Origin of the sequence: Pseudomonas sp. S8, from assembly GCF_050473925.1 — a bacterium.
GTDB classification, from domain to species: Bacteria; Pseudomonadota; Gammaproteobacteria; order Pseudomonadales; family Pseudomonadaceae; genus Aquipseudomonas; species Aquipseudomonas parakoreensis.
The window spans coordinates 3,024,023-3,039,669 of sequence record NZ_JBFDVZ010000016.1 but is presented as its reverse complement, the minus strand read 5'-3'; the positions used below and the strand labels follow the sequence as shown (position 1 = coordinate 3,039,669).

Here is a 15,647-nt window from a genome sequence, read left to right as displayed (position 1 = left end):
GCAGGCTGCGATCTTTTGCTTTTAAATTCGATACTCCGGCCGCTCGGCCAACCCTTCCTTCAAGAAATCCACCAGCTTGCGCACCTTCGGCGACAGATGCCGCTGCTGCGGATATAACGCCCACACCGCCGTATTCGGTGGCTGATGCGCCTCCAGCAGCGAAATCAGCGCCCCGCTGTGCAAATGCTCGAGCACGTAGTAGTCCGGCAACTGACACAGGCCGACCCCTTGCAGCGCCGCATCCAGTACCGCCTGCCCACTGTTGCAGCGCCAGTTTCCCTGAACACGTTGGGAAAATTCCCGCCCGTTCTGTTCCAGTTGCCACAGATCCGAGCTGCCGATCAGGCAATTGTGGCGGCTCAGTTCCGACAAACTGTGTGGGCGGCCATACCGTTCTACGTAGGACGGAGACGCGCACAGATACATCCGGCGCGGCGCCAGGCGAGTGGCGACCAATCGAGAATCCTGTAACCGGCCCAATCGGATCGCCAGATCCAGCCCCTCATGCACCAGGTCGAGCTGGCGGTTGGTTAACTCGATGTCGACGCGCAATTGCGGATATTGCCCCATGAAACGTGTCACCAGCGGCACGATGAACCGCTCGCCATAGGCCACGGCACAGGTCATGCGCAGCATGCCTTTGGGCTCGCTGGTCAGGTCGCCAACCGCGCGCAGGGCTTCTTCGCGACCGTCCTGCAGGCGTTGGCAATGCTGCAGAAAAGTTTGTCCGGCTTCGGTCAACGTCACGCGGCGGGTACTGCGATAGAGCAGACGCGTCTGCAAGCGCTCTTCCAGTCGTACGATTTGTCGACTGATGTGCGAGGACGAAACCCCAAGACGCTCTGCTGCGGCGGTGAATTGGCTGCATTCGGCAACGGCGACGAACTCGTCGATGCCTTCCCAGCGATTTTCCGACATCGGGATTATCCCTGTATGGCAATAATGTTTTGCTTTGGTCCGGATTATTCATCAGATCGCGCTGTACTACACTGCCGGTCTGGTTTTTTTTATCAATGGATTCACTGGAGAGTCAGCATGATCAAGTCGCGCGCCGCCGTAGCCTTCGAGGCCAAGAAGCCGCTGGAAATCGTAGAAGTCGATGTGGCCATGCCCAAGGCCGGTGAAGTGTTGCTGCGCGTGGTGGCTTCCGGGGTTTGCCACACTGACGCCTACACCCTGTCCGGCGCAGACCCGGAAGGCATCTTCCCGTCGATCCTTGGCCACGAAGGTGGCGCAATCGTTGAAGCGATCGGCGAGGGCGTCACCTCGGTCGCCGTCGGTGACCACGTGATTCCGCTCTACACCCCGGAATGCGGCCAGTGCAAATTCTGTAAGTCGGGCAAGACCAACCTGTGTCAGGCGATTCGCGCCACTCAGGGCAAAGGTCTGATGCCGGACGGTACTTCGCGCTTTTCCTACAAGGGCCAAACGATTTTCCACTACATGGGTACTTCGACGTTCTCGGAATACACCGTACTGCCGGAAATCTCCGTGGCGAAAATCGCCAAGGACGCGCCGCTGGAAAAGGTCTGCCTGCTCGGTTGCGGCGTGACCACCGGTATCGGTGCGGTGATCAACACTGCCAAGGTCAAGCCGGGTGACACCGTGGCGATCTTCGGTCTGGGCGGCATCGGTCTGTCGGCCGTCATTGGTGCGGTTAAAGCCAAGGCTGGGCGGATCATTGCCATCGACATCAACCCGGCCAAGTTCGAAATCGCCAAGCAATTGGGTGCCACCGATTGCGTCAATCCGAAAGATTTCGATCGTCCGATCCAGGAAGTGATCGTCGACATGACCGACGGCGGCGTCGACTTCTCCTTCGAGTGCATCGGCAACGTGCAACTGATGCGCGCTGCGCTGGAGTGCTGCCACAAGGGCTGGGGCGAGTCGGTGATCATCGGCGTGGCCGGTGCCGGTCAGGAAATTTCGACCCGTCCATTCCAATTGGTGACCGGGCGCGTCTGGCGTGGTTCGGCATTCGGCGGCGTACGTGGCCGTACCGAGTTGCCAAGCTACGTCGACATGGCACAGAGCGGCGAGATCCCGCTGGATACCTTCATTACCCACACCATGGGTCTGGAAGACATCAACAAGGCCTTCGATCTGATGCACGAAGGCAAGAGCATCCGCACCGTCATTCATTTCTGATCAATCGCGACGTCCCGGCTACAGATCTTGAAGGGTTTGTAACCGGGGCCGCGTAGGAGTCTTTACATGAGTCTGGAAAACATCTCCTGTCAGAAAAGTTTCGGCGGCTGGCACAAGCGCTATCGCCATCGTTCCGATGTGCTTGGTTGCGACATGGTGTTTGCCGTGTACCTGCCGCCGCAGGTGGAGCAGGGCGGCAAGTTGCCAGTGCTCTACTGGCTGTCCGGTCTGACCTGCACCGACGAGAACTTCATGCAAAAGGCCGGCGCGATGCGCATGGCCGCCGAACTTGGCCTGATCATCGTCGCACCGGACACCAGTCCGCGCGGCCCGGATGTGCCGGGTGATCCGGATGGCGCCTGGGATTTTGGCCTCGGCGCCGGGTTCTACCTGAATGCCACGCAGGAACCGTGGTCGCGGCACTATCGGATGCATGACTATGTCGTGCAGGAATTGCCTTCATTGGTTGAAGCGCATTTCCCGGCGTCGGACAAACGCAGCATCAGCGGCCATTCAATGGGCGGCCACGGCGCTTTGGTTTGTGCGCTGCGCAATCCGGGGCGTTACCAGTCGGTCTCGGCGTTTTCGCCGATCAACAATCCGATGGATTGCCCATGGGGACAGAAGGCGTTCTCGCGTTATCTGGGTGAAGACCGTTCGAAGTGGAAAGAATGGGATGCTTGCGCGCTGATTGCCGAGGCCGGCGAAAAACTGCCGTTACTGGTCGATCAGGGTGATCGCGACGACTTCCTCGAAAACCAGCTCAAGCCCCAGGCCCTGCAACAAGCGGCAAAACAAGCGGGTCATCCGCTGACGTTGCGCCTGCAACCGGGCTACGACCACAGCTATTTCTTCATCTCAAGCTTCATAGATGACCACTTGCAGCATCACGCACGCGCCCTGCGCGGTTAATGCAGGTAGAATCACGCCCTGACAAAAATCGGGGCGTTTTTTTTATGCGTATTGGCCACGGCTACGATGTGCACCGTTTCGCTGAAGGCGATTTCATTACTCTGGGCGGCGTGCGCATTGCACACAGCTTCGGGCTGCTCGCTCACTCCGACGGTGACGTCCTGCTGCACGCCTTGAGCGATGCCTTGCTCGGCGCGGCCGCGCTGGGTGATATCGGCAAACACTTTCCGGACACTGACCCGCAATTCAAGGGCGCCGACAGCCGCGTGCTGCTGCGTCATGTGGTCGCGCTGATCCACGCCAAGGGCTGGAAAGTCGGCAACGTCGACAACACCATCGTCGCCCAGGCACCGAAAATGGCCCCGCATATCGAAACGATGCGAGCGTTGATCGCCGCCGATCTTCAAGTTGAACTGGATCAAGTGAACGTGAAAGCTACCACCACCGAAAAGCTCGGCTTTGTCGGTCGCGAAGAAGGCATTGCCGTGCATTCCGTTGCCTTGTTGCTGCGCGCATGAACGAACTGCAACTGCTCGGCCCGCGCGCCTATGGCGAACCCCTCGGCACTGCGGTTCTGAAAGCCATCGCCGAAGATTTTCAGGTCGATGAAGTGCTCGACATCCCGTTCAGCGGCGATGGCGAACACCTGTGGATCTGGGTGGAAAAACGCGGTCTGAACACCGAAGAGGCAGCGCGGCGGATTGCCAAAGCAACTGGCGTGCCGTTGCGTACCGTCAGTTATGCCGGGCTCAAGGATCGTCAGGCGCTGACCCGTCAGTGGTTCAGCGTGCAACTGCCGGGCAAGGCTGATCCGGATCTGTCGGCGGCGGAAAACGACACGCTGAAGATCCTTAAAACCACGCGCCACAAGCGCAAGCTGCAACGCGGCGCGCATTCGGCGAACGGCTTCACCTTGCGCCTGACCCAGTTTGCCGGCGACAAGGATGCGATCGAGCAGCGTCTGCAACTGATCGCCAGGCAAGGCATTCCCAATTATTTCGGCGCCCAGCGTTTCGGCCATGACGGCGGTAACGTCGTTGATGCGCGTGCCTGGGCGGCGCGCAAGGCGCTACCGGAGCAGCGCAATGTGCGCTCGCGGCTGCTATCGACGGCGCGCAGTTTTCTATTCAATCAGGTGCTGGCCGCCCGGGTGGCCGATGGCACCTGGCAGCAGGCACAGGTCGGCGACCTGCTGGCGTTTACCGACAGCCGCAGTTTCTTCCCGGCCGGTGAGGCCGAATGCAGCGATCCGCGCCTGGCGATTCTCGACCTGCACCCGACGGGCCCGCAGTGGGGCGAAGGTGACTCACCGGCCGCCGGCGCTGTCCATGATCTGGAGCAGGGGATTGCCGAGCGTGAGGCGGATCTGCGCGATTGGCTGATCAATGCCGGAATGAGCCACGAACGTCGCATCCTGCGGCTGCCCATTGGCGGGTTGTCGTGGCATTATCCCCAGCCTGACATTCTGCAACTGGAATTCGTCCTCCCGGCCGGATGCTTCGCCACCGTATTGGTGCGCGAACTCGTTGATCTGGTGCCGGTGGGGCAGACGGACAGCCCATGCGTATTCTGATTTCTAACGACGATGGGGTAACCGCACCCGGTCTCGCCGCGCTTTATGCTGCGCTGGCGGATTACACCGAATGCGTGGTTATCGCCCCGGAGCAGGACAAAAGCGGCGCCAGCAGTTCGCTGACGCTCGACCGTCCGCTGCACCCGCAATACCTGGCCAATGGTTTCATCAGCCTCAACGGAACACCGACCGACTGCGTGCATCTGGGCCTCAACGGCCTGCTGGAGCGCGAGCCGGACATGGTGGTTTCGGGGATCAATCTCGGTGCCAATCTGGGCGATGACGTGCTGTATTCCGGCACGGTGGCAGCAGCCCTCGAAGGGCGCTTTCTTGAGCGCCCTTCGTTTGCGTTTTCGCTGTGTTCGCGCCAGGTGGACAACCTGGCGACAGCTGCACATTTCGCGCGCAAACTGGTCGAGGCCCATGCCGGGCTGGACCTGCCACCGCGCACGGTGCTGAACGTGAACATTCCCAATCTGCCGATCGACCATATTCGTGGCATTCAACTGACCCGTCTGGGCCATCGCGCCCGCGCCGCAGCACCCATGAAAGTGGTCGACCCGCGTGGCAAGGCCGGTTACTGGATTGCCGCTGCCGGCGATGCCGAAGACGGCGGGCCAGGCACCGACTTTCATGCAGTGATGCAGGGCTACGTTTCCATTACCCCGCTGCAGCTCGATCGCACCTTCAACGATGCCTTCAGGCATCTCGACGGCTGGCTGGAGGGACTGCGCTAATGGCTCGTGAACACGAAGACAGAATGCGCAGCGGCATCGGCATGACGTCGCAGCGTACGCGCGAACGTCTTATCCAGCGCCTCTATGAAGAAGGCCTGTCCAACGCCAAGGTGCTGGAAGTGATCCGCCGTACGCCGCGTCATCTGTTTGTCGATGAAGCGCTGGCGCACCGTGCCTATGAAGATACCGCGCTGCCGATTGGCCACAACCAGACCATCTCCCAGCCTTATATGGTGGCGCGCATGAGCGAGCTGCTGCTGGAGGCCGGGCCTTTGGACAAGGTGCTGGAAATCGGTACCGGTTCGGGCTATCAGACGGCGGTGCTGTCGCAACTGGTTGAGCGGGTGTTCTCGGTCGAGCGCATCAAGGTCCTGCAGGACCGGGCCAAGGAACGCCTGGTCGAGTTGAACCTGCGCAACGTGGTGTTCCGCTGGGGCGATGGCTGGGAAGGCTGGCCGGCGTTGGCGCCGTACAATGGCATCATCGTCACCGCAGTCGCGACTGACGTTCCGCAGGCGTTGCTCGATCAACTGGCACCGGGCGGGCGGATGGTGATTCCGGTCGGCTCCGGAGAAGTGCAGCAACTGATGCTGATCGTGCGTGAAGAACACGGCTTTTCCCGTCACGTGCTGGGGGCGGTGCGCTTCGTGCCATTGCTCAATGGTCCGTTGGCCTGAGCATTTATTTGCGCGCGCTGAATTCCTTGCGCTGGCCTGTGTCTTACACCGTCAGTGAGGGTTTAAACGCTATCAATTGCCCAAGGGCAAACGTGTGCGTGAAGCGTTTTCGCATCTTTAACGGTAAAGCCCATTCGGCCCGTTATACTTGCGACACTACTTGCCGCGATTCGGCATTCCACATATTTCAGCCACCACAAAGGGAGCGGCGGGTGAGTCTCACAGTCATTGCGCAGCGTATGGGTAACACGAGCTTTCAGCGCCTGGTGACTGGCCTTGTATTGAGCACCTTGCTGGTCGGTTGCTCCAGCACCAAATCGAGCAACGTGCGGGTGGTCGATCGCAACAGTGCGGCGGCTCAACGCCCTGCGGTAACGACCGGGCAGTACGTAGTCCGTCCGGGCGATACGCTGTTTTCCATCGCTTTTCGCTACGGCTGGGACTACAAAGCCCTCGCGGCCCGGAACAATATTCCTACGCCGTATACGATCCACCCGGGTCAGACAATTCGCTTTGATGGCCGCACCGGCTCAACGCCGACGGCGGTGGTCAGCAACAGCAGCTCTTCGCCGTCTTCGTCGAGCAAAACCACGGTAATCCGGCGTCAGGCGAATGGCACGACGACCACGACGGTGACCGGTTCCGGCGCCGGCTCTGCGGGGGCTGCACCGTCCGTCGCCAGCAAACCGGCCCCGGCTCCGCTGCCTCCACCGGGGCCAGCCCCGACCGGCTGGGGATGGCCATCTAATGGCATTCTGATTGGAAAATTCTCTTCAAACGGTAGTTTGAATAAAGGAATTGATATCGCCGGAGATTTGGGACAGCCTGTTTTAGCTGCGTCTGATGGGACGGTGGTTTACGCCGGGAGTGGCTTAAGGGGCTACGGCGAATTAGTCATCATCAAACACAGCGAAACCTACGTCAGTGCTTACGGACATAACCGCAGGCTGTTGGTACGGGAGGGGCAGCAGGTCAAAGTCGGACAGACAATTGCCGAAATGGGGTCAACGGGTACAGACCGGGTGAAACTGCATTTTGAGATTCGCCGACAAGGTAAACCAGTAGATCCGCTGCAGTTCCTGCCCAGACGTTGATTTGAGGCCAGCCTGTTCCGTCGCGTAGAGGGGACAGGCTCCAGCGCTGCCAAGGATAAAGGCGTCGCTTGAGCTTGGGGTCGAACTCACCAAAGGACTATAACAATGGCTCTCAGTAAAGAAGTGCCGGAGTTTGACATCGACGATGAGGTTCTCCTTATGGAGGCCGGCATCGATTCGGAATCTTCGATGTCGAATGATGAAGGGGCTGCTCCACCTTCCGTTCGTTCCAAATCCAAACACTCCGCTTCACTTAAACAACACAAGTATATCGACTACACTCGGGCACTCGATGCCACGCAGCTGTATCTCAACGAAATCGGCTTTTCACCACTGCTCTCCCCGGAGGAAGAAGTTCATTTTGCGCGTCTGTCGCAAAGTGGCGACCCTGCCGGGCGCAAGCGCATGATTGAAAGTAACCTGCGGCTGGTCGTGAAGATCGCCCGGCGTTATGTCAATCGGGGGCTGTCGCTGCTGGATCTGATCGAAGAGGGCAACCTCGGCTTGATCCGCGCGGTGGAAAAGTTCGATCCCGAGCGCGGCTTCCGCTTCTCGACCTACGCCACCTGGTGGATTCGTCAGACCATCGAGCGTGCGATCATGAATCAGACCCGGACCATCCGGTTGCCGATCCATGTGGTCAAGGAGCTCAACGTGTACCTGCGGGCGGCACGCGAGCTGACGCAAAAGCTCGATCACGAACCTTCACCCGAAGAAATCGCCAACCTGCTGGAAAAACCGGTGGGCGAGGTCAAGCGCATGCTCGGCCTGAACGAGCGGGTTTCTTCGGTCGATGTCTCGCTGGGTCCGGATTCGGATAAAACCCTGCTGGACACCCTGACGGATGACCGTCCGACCGATCCATGCGAACTGCTGCAGGATGACGACCTGTCGCAGAGCATCGATCAATGGCTCTCGGAACTGACCGACAAGCAGCGTGAGGTGGTCGTTCGCCGCTTTGGCCTGCGCGGCCATGAGAGCAGCACGCTGGAGGATGTAGGCCTGGAGATCGGCCTGACCCGGGAACGGGTGCGGCAGATCCAGGTCGAGGGCCTCAAGCGCCTTCGTGAAATCCTCGAGAAGAATGGCCTGTCGAGCGAGTCGCTGTTTCAGTAAGCGCCTCTGACAACCGTCCATAAAAAGCCCCGACTGGTTCGGGGCTTTTTTATTTTTGGAGACTTCGTCCTGTAGGAGCTGCCGAAGGCTGCGATCTTTTGATCTTGATCGTTAAAGCAAAATCGAAAGATCGCAGCCTTCGGCAGCTCCTACAGGGGGGCTTTTAGATCTGGATATGTAGTCTCGCGGTGTAAGCCTTGGCTTACTCTTTCGTAAGCGTTCCCTATTTTTGCAGGACGGCAGACGTCGATTGCTCTTCGGGAAAAATCTCAATCTGCTGATTTATATACTTATTTTTTAATGTGAAGGGCTTATTTCAGTGTTTTCCAGCGCTCACGGCCGATTGCTCTCGGCAGGGAACTCTCTAATATCAGCACTGTGTCGACGGACAGACACGCCCTTCAAGGAAGAGGGGAACGGACATCGCAGGACGCGATTCATCAGGACGATGAAAAGGAATACAGGGAATAGGGAAAAAATGTGGGCGGGTCAAACCGCCCCTTTTTTTGCCTGTAGAAAAGTAAAACCCGCAAAAGCAAAAAGGCCCGCGAGGGGCCTTTTCGTAACGCGCGACAGATCAGCGTTCGAGGTCTTTGATCTTGCCTTTGACGCCATCCCACTCTTCGGCATCCGGCAGCGATTCTTTCTTCTCGGTGATGTTCGGCCAGATTTCAGCCAATTCAACGTTCAGCTGAATGAACTCCTGCATCTCTTCCGGAACTTCGTCCTCGGAGAAAATCGCGACGGCCGGGCATTCCGGTTCGCACAGGGCGCAGTCGATGCACTCGTCCGGGTGAATCACCAGGAAGTTCGGGCCTTCGTAAAAGCAGTCCACCGGACAGACTTCTACGCAGTCGGTGTACTTGCACTTGATGCAGTTGTCGGTGACGACGAAGGTCATTTCTAATTTTCTCCTCAGGCGGCGGCAGCGTAGCCCCTTCACGGTTGGGGTCGCCAGGTTCGGGAGCGATGTCTGCCAGCCAGGCTATTAACCGGCAGCATCCCGAACCGCGCGAGATTCTAACAGCTTGAAGCCGTTTGCGTTATATCCGGTTCTTTGCTGCTTAGATCCGGTTCTTAAGTGCATATAACAATTCGAGTGCTCGACGCGGGGTCAGGTCATCGAGATCCACTTTCGCCAATTCGTCCAGTACCGGATGCGGCAGGCTGGCAAACATGTCGCTTTGCTGAGGGGCCGCCGGTTTGCCTTTGATGACAGGCTTCGGCGCTTCGTGCGGCAATGCGGTGTCTTCCAGTCGGCTCAGATGCTCACGGGCACGCACGATGACTTCGCTCGGTACGCCGGCCAGTTGCGCCACGGCCAGGCCGTAGCTTTGGCTGGCAGGTCCCGGCAAGACGTGGTGCAGGAATACGATGCGCTCGTTGTGCTCGGTCGCGTTGAGGTGCACGTTGGCCACCAGCGGCTCGGCTTCCGGCAACACGGTCAGTTCGAAATAGTGTGTGGCAAATAAAGTATAGGCGCGCAGATGCGCCAGACGCTCGGCAGCGGCCCATGCCAGCGACAGACCGTCGAAGGTGCTGGTGCCGCGACCGACTTCGTCCATCAGCACCAGACTGCGTTCGGTGGCGTTGTGCAGGATGTTGGCGGTTTCGCTCATCTCGACCATGAAGGTCGAGCGGCCGCCGGCCAGGTCGTCGCTGGAGCCGATCCGGGTGAAGATCCGGTCCACCAGCGACAACTCGCAACTGGCCGCCGGGACAAAACTGCCGATATGCGCCAGCAGCACGATCAATGCGGTTTGGCGCATGTAGGTGGATTTACCGCCCATGTTCGGCCCGGTGATCACCAGCATCCGGGTGTTGTCATCCAGGCTCAGGTCGTTGGCCACGAACGGCGTGGTCAGCACCTGCTCAACCACCGGGTGACGCCCTTGGGTGATGCGCATGCACGGCTCGCTGACGAAACGCGGGCAGTTCAGGTCAAGGTTCAGCGCACGTTCGGCAAGGTTGCTCAGTACGTCCAGTTCGGCCAGCGCGCCGGCCGTGTCCTGCAGCGGTGGTAACTGGCTGATCAGATCTTCCAGCAACGCCTCGTAGAGCATTTTCTCGCGGGCCAAGGCGCGGCTCTTGGCTGACAGCGCCTTGTCCTCGAATTCTTTCAGCTCGGGCGTGATGAAACGCTCGGCGCCCTTGAGCGTCTGGCGCCGGATGTAATCGGCTGGAGCCGATTCGGCTTGCTTGCTCGGCAGTTCGATGAAGTAGCCGTGAATGCGGTTGTAGCCGACTTTCAGGTTGGCCAGACCGGTGCGGGCCTTTTCCCGGGCTTCGAGGTCGATGAGGAATTGGCCGGCGTTTTCGCTCAACGATTGCAGCTCGTCGAGTTCGCTGTCGTAACCGGTTTTCAGCACGCCGCCGTCGCGGATCACCGCGGGCGGGTTGTCGATGATGGCTTTTTCCAGCAGCGCCGCCAGTTCCGGGTAGGTGCTGGTGGTGGCTGCCAAGCGTTGCAGGTGCGGCGCTTCGAGGTCGGTCATCGCCACTTGCAGTTGCGGCAGGGCACCGAGAGCATCGCGCAGGCGAGCGAGGTCACGGGGGCGCGCGTTGCGCAGACCGATCCGCGCCAGAATCCGCTCGATGTCGCCGATTTCCTTGAGCTGCGGCTGGAGTTTTTCGAAGCGGTAGCCGTCGAGCAGGCAAGTGATCGAGGTCTGCCGCGCCAGCAGGACGGTCAGATCGCGCAGTGGACGGTTCAGCCAACGGGTCAGCAGGCGGCTGCCCATCGCGGTCTGGCAACGATCGACCACCGATTGCAACGTGTTGTCGCGACCGCCAGCCAGGTTGGTATCGAGTTCGAGGTTGCGGCGGCTCGCGCCGTCGAGCACCACGGTGTCGTCCAGACGCTCATGACGCAGGCTGCGCAGATGGGGCAGGGCGGTGCGCTGGGTTTCCTTGGCATAGGCCAGCAAGCAACCAGCGGCGCCGATGGCCAGGGTCAGGGTTTCGCAACCGAAGCCTTTCAGGTCTTGTGTGGAAAACTGCTGGCAGAGACTTTTCAACGCCGAATCGCGCTCGAAATCCCACGGCGCGCGACGACGCACACCACGGCGTTTTTCCGCCGGCAGGTCTTTCGGCCAATCGTCCGGAATCAGCAGCTCTACCGGGTTGACCCGCTCCAGTTCCGCCAGCAGGTTCTCCCAGCCCTTGATCTCCAGCACCGTGAAGTTGCCACTGGTGATGTCCAGCACCGCCAGACCGAACAGACGCTCATCGCCCAGCACCGCTGCGATCAGGTTGTCGCGCCGCTCATCCAGCAACGCCTCATCGCTGACCGTACCCGGGGTGATGATCCGCACCACCTGACGTTCCACCGGGCCCTTGCTGGTGGCCGGGTCGCCGACCTGCTCGCAGATCACCACCGACTCGCCGAGCTTGACCAGTTTCGCCAAGTAACCTTCCGCCGCGTGGTAAGGAATCCCGCACATCGGGATCGCTTGCCCCGCCGACTGGCCGCGCGCAGTCAGGGTAATGTCGAGCAACTTGGCAGCCTTCTTCGCATCTTCATAGAAGATCTCGTAGAAGTCGCCCATGCGATAGAACATCAGCTGATCCGGGTGCTGATTCTTCAGGCGCCAGTACTGCTGCATCATCGGGGTGTGGGAGGACAGGTCGGAGACGGCTTTATTCATCGGATTGTCAGGTAACTCGTTAAATGATGTAGGGCAAAAGCGAGGGCAACCGCCGGGCTTTTCCGCGATGGACGCAAGGTTACCATGGGCGGTCGGCTCGACGCAGGCACGACGGCCCGCTGACACTTTCTGCGTTTAATTGTGATTTATGCACGATTTATGCAAATCAGCATTTGTCTTCGGAAAAAACTTCAAGCACTATGCGCGTTATGCAAAAACGCAACGTATCCTCCGTCTTAAGAGCACTGCTCGACCAGCACGGGATCTCCCCCACGGAGCTCCACCGTCGCACCGGCGTGCCTCAATCAACGCTCTCGCGGATTCTCAGCGGGAAGATCGTCGATCCTTCGGATAAACATATTTCGAAGATCGCCGAATACTTCAATGTGAGCACTGATCAATTGCGCGGTCGCGCCGATGTCGCGACCGCGACCGGTGGCGCGCGCGATGACGTGCATGCGGAACTCAAGGACATAAGCCTGTGGGACGACGATACCCCTGTCGATGACGACGAGGTGTCGGTGCCCTTTCTTCGTGAGGTTGAATTGGCTGCTGGATCAGGAAGATTCGTCATCGAAGAGAGCGAACGCTCTAGCCTGCGCTTCGGCAAGCGCAGCCTGCGCCATAACGGTGTGCAGTTCGACCAGGCCAAATGCGTGACAGTGCGCGGTAACAGCATGATGCCGGTGTTGCGGGACGGCGCCACGGTCGGTGTGAATGCGGGCAAGTGCGGCATTGGCGACATCATCGATGGCGACCTGTACGCGATCAATCACAACGGTCAATTGCGCGTGAAGCAACTCTATCGCCTGCCGACCGGCATCCGTCTGCGCAGCTTCAACCGCGATGAACATCCGGACGAGGACTACAGCTTCCAGGATATGCAGGAAGAGCAGATCGTCATCCTCGGTCATGTCTTCTGGTGGGGCATGTACGCCCGATAGGCACTCCCCTTTCTTGAAAACCCGTCTCATGACGGGTTTTTTTTCGCCTGGACGAATCCCTCGAACCCTTGATTTATGCGGGCTTCATGCGGCTGTGCATTTCTTTCGCATAAATAAATGCATTTATGCATTGACCGTGTATGCATTCATGCATATTCTTGCCACCAAGCCGCTCGACAAAGCGGCTGGCAACAACAGCTCTTTAGTTCCACAAGAACAGGCAGCGATGAACCGGCCTCAACGGTTCAGAGGGTTGGCAACTGACCCGGGTGTGCAGCGTAAAGCACCAAGAGCAGTTATCCGGCGGGCAGGGACCGCGGTCGGAAAAACAATTTGAATGGACTCGTACCGCGCCAGTAGCGCCGAAAAGTCAGCTTCCTTCTCGGATACCGGATTTGAAGGAAGGCGAAGGAACGCGAAGGAACGCATTACTGAAAAGCCCGGTGCATTGCCGGGCTTTTTGGAATGTCGACGTGTCGTAATTGCTGTTTGCTCAAATTTTAATCAGTGCATGATTTACATAATGAAAGCAATGTTATTTAAACCAGATAGTAAGGAAAGATGATGAATCGCTACGTGTTTATTGACGCGTACAGCCGGCCATTTATCCGCGCTGTACAAATTGTGGATGCAGATGAGTTCCCACAGTTTACGCCACCGGGGCCGTCCGGTTATTGGGTAGAAGTATCTATCGATACTCCAGTGCAAGTGGGGTGGAAGGGGAATTACGTTGGTAATGGCTGGGTGTTCACTGAGTTGACCTATCAAGATAACGTCGATGTCCTTGATGTCCGAGCGCGCGAGCTATTAACTCAGGCAGCTAACTGGCTGACGGTCAATCCTCTGCAATACAAACTCGACTTAGGTGTTGCCAGCACTTCCGAGACCGAGCAGCTGCTTGCATATAAGCAGTATTGCGTCGCAATCAGTGAGATAAAAAACCAAACTGGTTATCCCTACACAATTAACTGGCCAGTTGCTCCCTTCTAATTGACCACTTTGAAAAAATCCAGCATCGGGATTGCATTGTGCAATGGCGCGACTTTTTAGCCTCGTCTTCAAAGTGCCTGTGTTCAGTCAGACGATCAAAGAACGAGCCAATACTAAAGCCCTTTTTGCTTTCAGCGGCAAGACTGGTGTCGTCACAACTCAACGTGTACTCCTCCGGGCATCCCTGGCATGCCCGCTTTCAGAGATATCGTTTGAACGGACATAAAAAGCGAGTAACTCATCCCCCCGGAGGCGTGACATGACAAACGAGCAACAAGCTTTGGCGGACATGCCTATCTGGCTAGTCATCCTCCTTGCCGTGGTGGGCGGGGTGTCCGGCGAAATGTGGCGCGCCGACAAGGAGGGCGCTCGTGGCTGGTCATTGCTGCGGCGTCTGGCGCTGCGCTCCGGCGCCTGCATGATCTGCGGCGTCTCGGCGATCATGCTGCTGTATGCCGCCGGATTATCCATCTGGGCCGCGGGTGCCTTCGGTTGCCTGACCGCGATGGCCGGTGCCGACGTGGCCATCGGTCTCTACGAACGCTGGGCCGCCAAGCGTATTGGCGTCTGCGAAGTTCCCCCGCCGCGCGATCCCCAGTAACTCAACACTTTCCTGCCTCGCTGCAACTGATGCGGCGGGGCTGCGCGTGGACAATTGAAAAGGAGGTCATGCATGCCCGCACCGATCCAGCAGCCTTCGCAGCTGTTCACGGCGATGGCGACAACCCTGCGCAACAGCGCCGGCCTGAATCTGCAGGTTGGCAATCACGACGACTTCACCGCTCCCGGCGCTCAGGCCTGGGCGTTGATCGACTTCGACCGTAATGCGCCCGGAGTGCGTGGCGCCGACGGACGTATCGCCCACGTCATGACCGTATCGCTGCAAGTCATTCCGGCACTTTCTGCGAGTGCATTTGCCGCGTGCGATCTGATCGCCGTACTGAAAAACCTGATCACCGACAACCGTTGGAACCTGCCCGGCGATCAATGTGATCTGCCGATGAACATTGATGGTTTGCCGTCAGTGCTCACACGCGCCGACCAGCCATACAAGGCGTGGACCCTGACCTTCACCCAGACCCTCTACCTCGGCCCGACGCTGCTCGACGACCCGCTTGGTACGCCTAAATTCGCCCGTACCTGGGAAGTCAGCAACATCGACGACCCTGACCAATACACTGCGCTGGAGGCCTGACCGATGTTCGACGCATTACTGCGCATGCAACTGGGGCCGATCATCGAGCGGCTGGCGGAGATGGAAGCGGAGATCGACGACCTGCACCGCCGTGCCGAGAGTTTCTGTCGCATCGGCGTGTGTCAGGCAGTCGATGCTGTGAGCAACACTTGCCAGGTCAGCCACGGTGGACTGCTGACACCCGCCATCAAGTTCTTCAACCCGAGCGCCGGAGCGCAGAGCGAATCGCGGATTCCCAGCGTGGGCGAGCAGTGTCTGTTGCTCAACTACGGCAGCGGTGAAAGCGGCGCGCAAAGCGTGGCGTTGTTCGGCTTGAACAGTGAGCGCTTTCCACCGACGGCGACGGTTCCGACGCTGACGCGCCGGGTGCATGTCGACGGCACTGAAAGCGGCTACGACGACGCCACGCACACCCTGCATTGGCAAAACGGCCCGGCCGCATTCAGTGGCTCTCGCGAGTCGCTCGCACTGAGCATCGGCCCGGCGCAACTGACGATGACGCCGCAGCTGATCAGCCTGCAACTGGGCGGCGTCGGCCTGAGCATCGACGCCTCGGGCGTGCACTTCAGCGGCCCGTTGGTGGATCACCAGGGCCGCGTCATCAGCCCCTGAAT

General features: G+C 59.1%; 17 protein-coding genes. 14 read left to right on the top strand and 3 right to left on the bottom strand.

The window, feature by feature from the left end; all coding sequences use genetic code 11:
- Positions 1-21 precede the first annotated feature (21 nt).
- Complete coding sequence (locus AB1J88_RS14950) at positions 22-918, bottom strand: LysR substrate-binding domain-containing protein (protein ID WP_041072312.1); 897 nt, start codon at positions 916-918, stop codon at positions 22-24.
- Positions 919-1,035: 117 nt separating this feature from the next.
- Between AB1J88_RS14950 and AB1J88_RS14945 the strand changes: the two genes are divergently transcribed.
- From AB1J88_RS14945 to rpoS, 8 genes are all read left to right on the top strand, one after another.
- Positions 1,036-2,148 carry an S-(hydroxymethyl)glutathione dehydrogenase/class III alcohol dehydrogenase gene (locus tag AB1J88_RS14945; protein ID WP_095667387.1) on the top strand — a complete coding sequence of 371 codons (1,113 nt, stop codon included), beginning with the start codon at positions 1,036-1,038 and terminating at the stop codon, positions 2,146-2,148.
- A 66-nt stretch (positions 2,149-2,214) separates the two neighbouring features.
- Positions 2,215-3,060, top strand: coding sequence for an S-formylglutathione hydrolase (gene fghA / locus AB1J88_RS14940; RefSeq protein ID WP_430291363.1), 846 nt, complete (start codon positions 2,215-2,217; stop codon positions 3,058-3,060).
- A gap of 44 nt (positions 3,061-3,104) precedes the next feature.
- Positions 3,105-3,578, top strand: a complete 474-nt coding sequence (gene ispF, locus AB1J88_RS14935; RefSeq protein ID WP_063428632.1) for a 2-C-methyl-D-erythritol 2,4-cyclodiphosphate synthase — start codon at positions 3,105-3,107, stop codon at positions 3,576-3,578.
- Positions 3,575-4,633, top strand: a complete 1,059-nt coding sequence (gene truD / locus AB1J88_RS14930; protein WP_430291362.1) for a tRNA pseudouridine(13) synthase TruD — start codon at positions 3,575-3,577, stop codon at positions 4,631-4,633. Before ispF ends, truD begins: the two co-directional genes overlap by 4 nt.
- Positions 4,621-5,370 carry a 5'/3'-nucleotidase SurE gene (gene surE, locus AB1J88_RS14925; RefSeq protein WP_041072306.1) on the top strand — a complete coding sequence of 250 codons (750 nt, stop codon included), beginning with the start codon at positions 4,621-4,623 and terminating at the stop codon, positions 5,368-5,370. The genes truD and surE overlap by 13 nt, the downstream gene beginning before the upstream one ends.
- Before the next feature lie 41 nt (positions 5,371-5,411).
- Positions 5,412-6,047 (top strand): protein-L-isoaspartate(D-aspartate) O-methyltransferase, encoded by a 636-nt coding sequence (locus tag AB1J88_RS14920; RefSeq protein WP_169841266.1) that lies wholly within the window; start codon positions 5,412-5,414, stop codon positions 6,045-6,047.
- 212 nt (positions 6,048-6,259) lie between these two features.
- Complete coding sequence (locus AB1J88_RS14915) at positions 6,260-7,141, top strand: peptidoglycan DD-metalloendopeptidase family protein (protein ID WP_041072302.1); 882 nt, start codon at positions 6,260-6,262, stop codon at positions 7,139-7,141.
- Positions 7,142-7,246: 105 nt separating this feature from the next.
- Entirely contained in the window at positions 7,247-8,257 is a 1,011-nt protein-coding gene (gene rpoS / locus AB1J88_RS14910; protein WP_016985073.1) for an RNA polymerase sigma factor RpoS, read from the top strand.
- A 577-nt stretch (positions 8,258-8,834) separates the two neighbouring features.
- On the opposite strand, the gene fdxA is transcribed toward rpoS, so the two are convergent.
- Complete coding sequence (fdxA, locus tag AB1J88_RS14905) at positions 8,835-9,158, bottom strand: ferredoxin FdxA (RefSeq protein ID WP_007908827.1); 324 nt, start codon at positions 9,156-9,158, stop codon at positions 8,835-8,837.
- 163 nt (positions 9,159-9,321) lie between these two features.
- Positions 9,322-11,904: a DNA mismatch repair protein MutS gene (gene mutS, locus AB1J88_RS14900; RefSeq protein WP_430291361.1), complete on the bottom strand. Its 2,583-nt coding sequence runs from the start codon at positions 11,902-11,904 to the stop codon at positions 9,322-9,324.
- Positions 11,905-12,104: 200 nt separating this feature from the next.
- Here mutS and AB1J88_RS14895 point away from each other — a divergent pair, with 200 nt between their 5' ends.
- The 6 genes from AB1J88_RS14895 (at position 12,105) to AB1J88_RS14870 (ending at position 15,645) form a co-directional block, all read left to right on the top strand.
- Positions 12,105-12,848, top strand: a complete 744-nt coding sequence (locus AB1J88_RS14895) for a LexA family transcriptional regulator (protein ID WP_095138375.1) — start codon at positions 12,105-12,107, stop codon at positions 12,846-12,848.
- A gap of 13 nt (positions 12,849-12,861) precedes the next feature.
- On the top strand, positions 12,862-13,185 hold the full coding sequence (locus AB1J88_RS14890) for a hypothetical protein (protein ID WP_430291360.1): 324 nt from the start codon (positions 12,862-12,864) through the stop codon (positions 13,183-13,185).
- Between the two features lie 227 nt (positions 13,186-13,412).
- Complete coding sequence (locus tag AB1J88_RS14885) at positions 13,413-13,838, top strand: tail fiber assembly protein (protein WP_174376860.1); 426 nt, start codon at positions 13,413-13,415, stop codon at positions 13,836-13,838.
- Positions 13,839-14,097: 259 nt separating this feature from the next.
- Positions 14,098-14,439: a phage holin family protein gene (locus AB1J88_RS14880; protein WP_003222183.1), complete on the top strand. Its 342-nt coding sequence runs from the start codon at positions 14,098-14,100 to the stop codon at positions 14,437-14,439.
- Between the two features lie 72 nt (positions 14,440-14,511).
- Positions 14,512-15,033, top strand: a complete 522-nt coding sequence (locus tag AB1J88_RS14875; protein WP_430291359.1) for a hypothetical protein — start codon at positions 14,512-14,514, stop codon at positions 15,031-15,033.
- A 3-nt stretch (positions 15,034-15,036) separates the two neighbouring features.
- Complete coding sequence (locus AB1J88_RS14870) at positions 15,037-15,645, top strand: phage baseplate assembly protein V (RefSeq protein ID WP_430291358.1); 609 nt, start codon at positions 15,037-15,039, stop codon at positions 15,643-15,645.
- Positions 15,646-15,647: the final 2 nt, after the last annotated feature.